Here is a 6,441-nt window from a genome sequence, read left to right as displayed (position 1 = left end):
CGTATGTACGTATACGGGTACGGGGGTGTCAGCGGCGGGCCGACTCGCTCTCGGCCGCCTTCTCCAGCTGGAACGCCTCGTTGCCGAGGCCGATCCGGGCGTGCACCTCCGGCTTGGCCGAGCGCAGCACCGCCCCGTACACCAGGCCACCGACGAGGGCGAGGATGATCACGCCGGGCAGCAGCCAGTTGAGGGCCGAGCCGGGTCCGGAGCCGACGAGGACGTCGAAGTCGCGGACGGTGAAGACGGCGATCGCCAGGAGCGCGAGTCCGGCGAGGGCGGAGGCGACCAGCCGCGGGGCCTGGGCGCGGCCCGCGCCGCGCTTGACGAAGAAGGCGATGACGGCGAAGGAGGCGGCGGCCATCAGCAGGATGACGCCGAGCGCGCCGACGTTGCCCATCCAGGTGAACAGCCGCAGGACGGGGGCGGTGGGGTCGCCGACCGCGTTGTCGTCGGTGAACGCGAACGCCGCGATGATCACGACGGAGACGGCGGACTGGAGCAGCGAGCCGGTGCCGGGGGCGCCGCTGGCCCGGTTGGTGCGGCCGAAGCGGGCGGGCAGCAGGCCCTCACGGCCCATGGCGAACGCGTAGCGGGCCACCACGTTGTGGAAGCTCAGGAGCGCCGCAAACATCCCGGTGACGAAGAGGATGTGCAGGACGTCGGTGAAGGTGGAGCCGAGCCGCTCCTCGGTCAGGCCGAACAGCATGCCGGGGCCCTCCTTGAGGGAGGTGTCGGCGATGGATCCGGGTCCGGCCGCGACGGTCAGGGCCCAGGAGCTGATGGCCAGGAACAGCGCGGCGTAACCCACCGCGAGGAACATCACCCGGGAGACCACGATCTGCGGGCGGCTGGTCTCCTCCGCGTACACCGGGGCCTGCTCGAAGCCGACGAACGCGGCGATGCAGAAGCAGAGCGCGGTGCCGAGCCCGGCGCCGGTGAGGGTCTCGGGGTTGAAGGCGTGCAGCGACAGTCCCTCGGGGCCGGGCTTGCTCACGGCGGCGATGTCGAAGATCACGACAAGGGCGCACTCGATGACCAGCAGGACGCCGAGCACCTTGGCGTTGAGGTCGATCTTCAGCCAGCCGAGGACGCCGACGACGGCCGCCGAGACCAAAGCCGGTATCCACCAGGCCAGCTCGATGTCGAGGTAGGTGGCGAAGATGCCGGAGACCTCGAAGCCGAGGATCCCGTAGATGCCGACCTGCATCGCGCTGTACGCCACCAGCGCCACGAGCGAGGCCCCGGCGCCGGCGGTCGGGCCGAGCCCGCGGGCGATGTACGCGTAGAACGCCCCGGCGTTGTGGACGTGCCGGCTCATCTCCGCGTAACCGACGCTGAACAGCATCAGGACGACGCCCAGGATGATGTAGAGCAGGGGCTGGCCGACGATGCCCATCACGCCGAAGACCGTGGGCATCACGCCGGCGACCACCATCAGGGGGGCGCTGGCCGCGACCACCGACAGCAGGAGGCCGGGGGTGCCGAGCCGGTTCGCGCGCAGGGCGCGTTCCTCGCCCTTGTAGGTGTTGATCCCGCCGGTATCGGCCGTTCCCCTCGTGGTGCCGGTCTCACTGGAAAATGAACTGCCGGTCGACATGGCGGGGTTGGTCCCTTCTTGATGGTGAGCGTGGTGGGGTGGTGCCCTTCGTGCTTCACGGGGTGCCGAGCGCGTAGGTGCGCGCGGCGGTGAACGCGGCGTGGGGTTCCCGGCCGGAGTACGACCAGGGCGCGGCGGTGGCGTAGGGGCCGATGCGGTGGAAGAGGGCGGCGGCCTCGGCGGGGCGGCCCTCGCAGACCTTGGCGTGCGCCAGGAAGTTCAGGTCCAGGCGGTGGCGCGGGTGGTCGTCGCGCTCCCACTCCAGCCACCAGTCGAAGGCGGCCTTCATCACCTGGCGGGCCCGGCGTCCGGACCAGTGCTCGGAGAGCGCCGGGTCGTCGGGCTCGATGCCGGCGGCGACCAGGACGCGGTAGCGCTCGGCGTGGGCGACGACCGGGAGGACGGCCAGCGGGGAGTCGGCGGGGGCCAGTTCGGCGGCCCAGGCGGCGAAGTCGTACACCTCGTGGAGCGGGTCGTGGCCGCTTTCGGGGTTGCTCTCGGCCAGGAGCGCGGTCATCACATGGTGGGCGTGGTGGTGGTCGGGGTGGCGGGAGCGCACCTCCTCGAAGAGCCTGCCGGTCTCGTCAGCCCCGTCGTCGCGGCCCCGGTTCAGGAGGAGGAGCGCGAGCCAGGGGGTGGGGTCCTCGGGGGTGAGGCGGGCGGCGGCCAGGCAGGCTTCCCGGGCGCGGGTGGCCTCGTACGGCTTGGCCTTGGGCCACAGTGCGCGGGCGACCCGGGCGCAGGCGAGAAGGGTGGCGGCGTCGGCGCTCTCGGGTTCGACGAGCAGCCAGTCACCGGCCCAGTCCACGGCGGACGAGGTCTCGGCGAGGGCCAGCAGGCGGTGGGCGCGGCGGTCCCAGTCCCTTCCGGTGTCCACCAGCAGGGTGCGCGCCTCCGACCATCTGCCCTGGGTGAACCGGCTGCGTGCGGCGATGAGTTCGTCGTCGTCGAGGGCCGGGTCGAAGACGTGGTCCGAGCGGCTGCCCCGACGACGGGAGCGGCCCAGGGGCGGCGGAGGCGGGGGCGGCATGCCGCGGGCTTCTTTCGATGCGGTGTGCGAGCAGATGATCGCGCACAGCAAAGCGGGAGGCCGTGCTCCACGTCAAGGGGTGCTGCCCTTCAACTGCTGCGACTTACCGGCCGGTTGGCTTGATCCGGTCGGGCCGTCGGACGCATCGGTGCAGCGTGCGGGTGGGGCGGGCGGGGCGGGGGTGACGCCTGACACACTGCGTGCATGGAACCTCGTGAACCCCTCAGCCCCTTCCTTCTCGCCTTTCCCGGGCCGTTGCGCGACCGGTTGGTGGCGGCGGTTCTCTCCGGCGAGAAGGTGTCCACCACCGGGCTGCTGAGCGAGTACGAGCTGGAGCAGGAGGAGTTGCCGCCGGTGGGCGAGCGGTCCGCGCTGATCGACTCGGACGGGCGGGAGGTGGCGGTGGTCGAGGTGACCGAGGTACGGGTGCTGCCGCTGGGGGCCGTCGATCTGCAGCACGCGCTGGACGAGGGTGAGGGGTACACCTCGGTGGCGGAGTGGCGGGCGGGGCACGAGCGGTTCTGGCACAGCGAGGAGATGCGGGAGGCGTTGGGGGATCCGGCGTTCACGGTGGACGATGGGACGATGATTGTGGCGGAGCGGTTTCGGGTGGTCGAGCGGTTGGGGTGACCGCGGAGGTTCGGGTCGTCCGCGGGGCGAGGGCGAGCCTTCGGCCGGGTGACCGCCGGGGCTCCGCCCCTCAATCGCCGGAGGGGCTTGAAGGGCGGCCCGGTCCTCCCCGGAGAAGCTGAAAGTACCCCGAAGAGCCCTAAAGTGCCTGTGCTGCCGCCCTGCCCGCCGCCCTGCCCGAGAAGATGCAGCCGCCCAGGAACGTGCCCTCCAGGGAGCGGTAGCCGTGGACACCGCCGCCGCCGAAACCCGCCGCCTCGCCCGCCGCGTACAGGCCCGGGAGCGGGGTGCCCTCGGCGGTCAGGACGCGGGAGGACAGGTCCGTCTCCAGGCCGCCCAGGGACTTGCGGGTGAGGATGTTGAGGCGGACGGCGATCAACGGGCCCGCCGCCGGGTCCAGGACGCGGTGCGGCTTCGCGGTGCGGATGAGGCGGTCGCCGAGGTAGGCGCGGGCCCCGTGGATCGCGGTGACCTGGAGGTCCTTGGTGAAGGGGTTGGCGATCTCGCGGTCGCGGGCGGTGATCTCGCGGCGCAGGCTCTCCTCGTCGATGAGGTCCTCCCCCGTGACCGCGTTCATGCCCCGGACCAGCGCGCCGAGGTCCTTCTCGACGACGAAGTCCGCCCCGTGGTCCATGAACGCCTTCACCGGTGCGGGCACGTCCGCGCGGGCCCGGCCGATCACGTCCCGTACCGACTTGCCGGTCAGGTCAGGGTTCTGCTCGGAGCCGGAGAGCGCGAACTCCTTGCCGATGATCCGCTGGTTGAGCACGAACCACGTGTAGCCGTGGCCGGAGGCCATGATGTGTTCAAGGGTGCCGAGCGTGTCGAAACCGGGGAAGAGCGGGACCGGCAGCCGCTTGCCCCGGGCGTCGAACCAGAGGGACGAGGGGCCGGGCAGGATCCGGATGCCGTGCCTGGCCCAGATCGGGTTCCAGTTCTCGACGCCCTCGGTGTAGTGCCACATCCGGTCGCGGTTGATGTGGTGCGCGCCCGCCTTCTCGGCGATGCCGAGCATCAGGCCGTCGACGTGGGCGGGGACGCCGGAGAGCATCTTCTCGGGCGGGGTGCCGAGCCGTTCGGGCCACTGGGCGCGGACCAGGTCGTGGTTGCCGCCGATGCCGCCGGAGGTGACGATCACCGCCTGGGCCTTCAGCTCGAAGGTGTCGGTGGCCTCCCGGCTGCTCGCGGTGCCGCGCTCGGCCGCGCTGGGCTCCAGGATCTCGCCGGTGACCGTGTCGAGCGCTCCGGCCGTGCGGGCGAGGCCGGTGACCCGGTGGCGGAACCGCAGCTGGACGAGCCCCTTGGCGACGCCCTCGCGGACCCGCCGTTCGAAGGGGGCGACGACGCCGGGGCCGGTGCCCCAGGTGATGTGGAAGCGGGGCACGGAGTTGCCGTGGCCGGTCGCGTCGTAACCGCCGCGTTCCGCCCAGCCGACGACCGGGAAGATCCGCAGCCCCTGCTGGTGCAGCCAGGAGCGCTTCTCACCGGCGGCGAAGTCGACGTACGCCTCGGCCCACTTCCTCGGCCAGCGGTCCTCCTCCTCGCGGTCGAAGCCCGCCGTGCCGAACCAGTCCTGGAGGGCCAGTTCCCGGCTGTCCCTGATCCGCAGCCGGCGCTGCTCGGGCGAGTCGACGAGGAAGAGGCCGCCGAAGGACCAGTGCGCCTGGCCGCCGATGGACTGCTCGGGCTCCTGGTCGAGGAGGATCACGGAACGGCCGGCGTCGACCAGTTCGGCGGTGGCCACGAGTCCGGCGAGCCCTGCCCCGATCACGATCACATCAGCGTCGTACGCCATGGGTTCCATCCTGTCGGGGAGGGGCGGGGGAGGGCCGCGGGGAGACAAGTTACCCGTGCGTCAGATCTTGGGTACCCGCCGCTGTCACGTCAACCGTCCGGGTGCTGTTGGATGAAACGCATGACGCCTTCTGACGAGATTCTGGACATCGTCGACGAGAACGACGAGGTCATCGGGCAGGCCCCGCGCGGCGAGGCGACCGCGCGGGGGCTGCGGCACCGCTGCGTGTTCATCGAGGCGCGGGATGCGAAGGGGCGGATCTTCGTCCACCGGCGTACGGCCACGAAGCTGGTCTTCCCCTCGCACTACGACATGTTCGTCGGCGGGGTCGTCGGTGCGGGCGAGTCGTACGAGGAGGCGGCGCTCCGCGAGGCCGAGGAGGAACTGGGGGTCTCGGGACTGCCGCGGCCGGAGCCGCTGTTCCGGTTCCTCTACGCCGGCGGCGAGCACACCTGGTGGTCGGCCGTCTATCAGGTGCGGTGCGAGCTGCCGGTCTCCCCGCAGGTGGAGGAGGTCGCCTGGCACGCGTTCCTGGACGACGCCGAGCTGGATCGGCGGCTCGGCGAGTGGCCCTGGGTGCCGGACGGGGTGGAGGCGTACCGGCGGCTGCGGGAGCTTCGGGCTGCCTGACCGGGCCCGCGCCGCGCACACCGCCTAGGGTTTCCCTGTGAACAAGATCGCGCGGAGTGTACGGCTGTGGTTCGCGCCGCAGCGGATCCGGGAGGAGGGGGACACCCCCGACTACCGGTTCTCGCTGGCCAACGAGCGGACGTTCCTCGCCTGGATCCGGACGGCTCTGGCCCTGATCGGCGGGGGTTTCGCCGTCGACCAGTTCCTGCCGGAACTGGTGTGGGGCGTCCGGGCCGGGCTCGCGCTCGGGCTGCTGGCCGCCGGGGTGCTCTGCGCGCTGCGGGCGGTCAACCACTGGGTGCGGTGCGAGCGGGCGATGCGGCGGGGCGAGGACCTGCCGGTGTCCAGATTCCCGACCCTGCTGAGCCTGGTGGTCGCCGTCGTCGCCGTGGCGATGGTGGTGGTGGTCCTCTTCGGCTGGGAGGGCGTATGACGGCGGCGGCCGACCGGGATCCCGGGTTGCAGCCGGAGCGGACGCGGCTGGCCTGGCGGCGTACGACGCTGTCCGCCACGGTCGTCGGGCTGCTCGCGGTGCGGCAGGCGCTGCACGGCGGGGTGGCCCCGGCGGCGCTCGTCGCGGTGGCGCTGAGCGCGCTGGCCTGGCTGGGGTTCCTGCTGGTGGCCCACCGCAGGGTGCTGCGGATGGAGGCGGCGCGGCCCGAGTCGCTCGCGCCGCGCGGGGCGCTGACGGCGGCGCTCTGCACGGTGGCGCTGGCGGTGTTCGCGGCGGCGATGCTGTTCTGAAGCCGGCCGAGC

At 72.2% G+C, this 6,441-nt stretch carries 7 protein-coding genes; 4 read left to right on the top strand and 3 right to left on the bottom strand.

All coding sequences use genetic code 11. The features are described 5' to 3' along the window. Nucleotides 1-28: 28 nt before the first annotated feature. Nucleotides 29-1,600, bottom strand: coding sequence for an APC family permease (locus tag ACFWM7_RS01975; RefSeq protein ID WP_383253900.1), 1,572 nt, complete (start codon nt 1,598-1,600; stop codon nt 29-31). A 55-nt stretch (nt 1,601-1,655) separates the two neighbouring features. Further along, nucleotides 1,656-2,630 carry a hypothetical protein gene (locus tag ACFWM7_RS01970; RefSeq protein ID WP_383253898.1) on the bottom strand — a complete coding sequence of 325 codons (975 nt, stop codon included), beginning with the start codon at nt 2,628-2,630 and terminating at the stop codon, nt 1,656-1,658. A gap of 204 nt (nt 2,631-2,834) precedes the next feature. Between ACFWM7_RS01970 and ACFWM7_RS01965 the strand changes: the two genes are divergently transcribed. Beyond that, on the top strand, nt 2,835-3,260 hold the full coding sequence (locus ACFWM7_RS01965; protein WP_383253896.1) for an ASCH domain-containing protein: 426 nt from the start codon (nt 2,835-2,837) through the stop codon (nt 3,258-3,260). 139 nt (nt 3,261-3,399) lie between these two features. Here ACFWM7_RS01965 and ACFWM7_RS01960 read toward each other — a convergent pair whose 3' ends face one another. Further along, complete coding sequence (locus ACFWM7_RS01960) at nt 3,400-5,055, bottom strand: FAD-binding dehydrogenase (RefSeq protein WP_383253893.1); 1,656 nt, start codon at nt 5,053-5,055, stop codon at nt 3,400-3,402. A gap of 120 nt (nt 5,056-5,175) precedes the next feature. Between ACFWM7_RS01960 and ACFWM7_RS01955 the strand changes: the two genes are divergently transcribed. From ACFWM7_RS01955 to ACFWM7_RS01945, 3 genes are read left to right on the top strand one after another with little or no spacing between them, the layout of a single operon-like run. After that, entirely contained in the window at nt 5,176-5,685 is a 510-nt protein-coding gene (locus ACFWM7_RS01955; RefSeq protein ID WP_383253891.1) for an NUDIX domain-containing protein, read from the top strand. Between the two features lie 37 nt (nt 5,686-5,722). Then, on the top strand, nt 5,723-6,118 hold the full coding sequence (locus ACFWM7_RS01950; RefSeq protein ID WP_010057072.1) for a YidH family protein: 396 nt from the start codon (nt 5,723-5,725) through the stop codon (nt 6,116-6,118). Then, nucleotides 6,115-6,429 carry a DUF202 domain-containing protein gene (locus ACFWM7_RS01945; protein WP_383253889.1) on the top strand — a complete coding sequence of 105 codons (315 nt, stop codon included), beginning with the start codon at nt 6,115-6,117 and terminating at the stop codon, nt 6,427-6,429. Before ACFWM7_RS01950 ends, ACFWM7_RS01945 begins: the two co-directional genes overlap by 4 nt. Nucleotides 6,430-6,441: the final 12 nt, after the last annotated feature.

Origin of the sequence: Streptomyces sp. NPDC058375 (genome assembly GCF_042723425.1) — a bacterium.
Taxonomy (GTDB): Bacteria; Actinomycetota; Actinomycetes; order Streptomycetales; family Streptomycetaceae; genus Streptomyces; species Streptomyces durocortorensis.
Note: the sequence above shows the minus strand (reverse complement) of the source record. Positions and strands in the feature narration are given on the sequence as shown.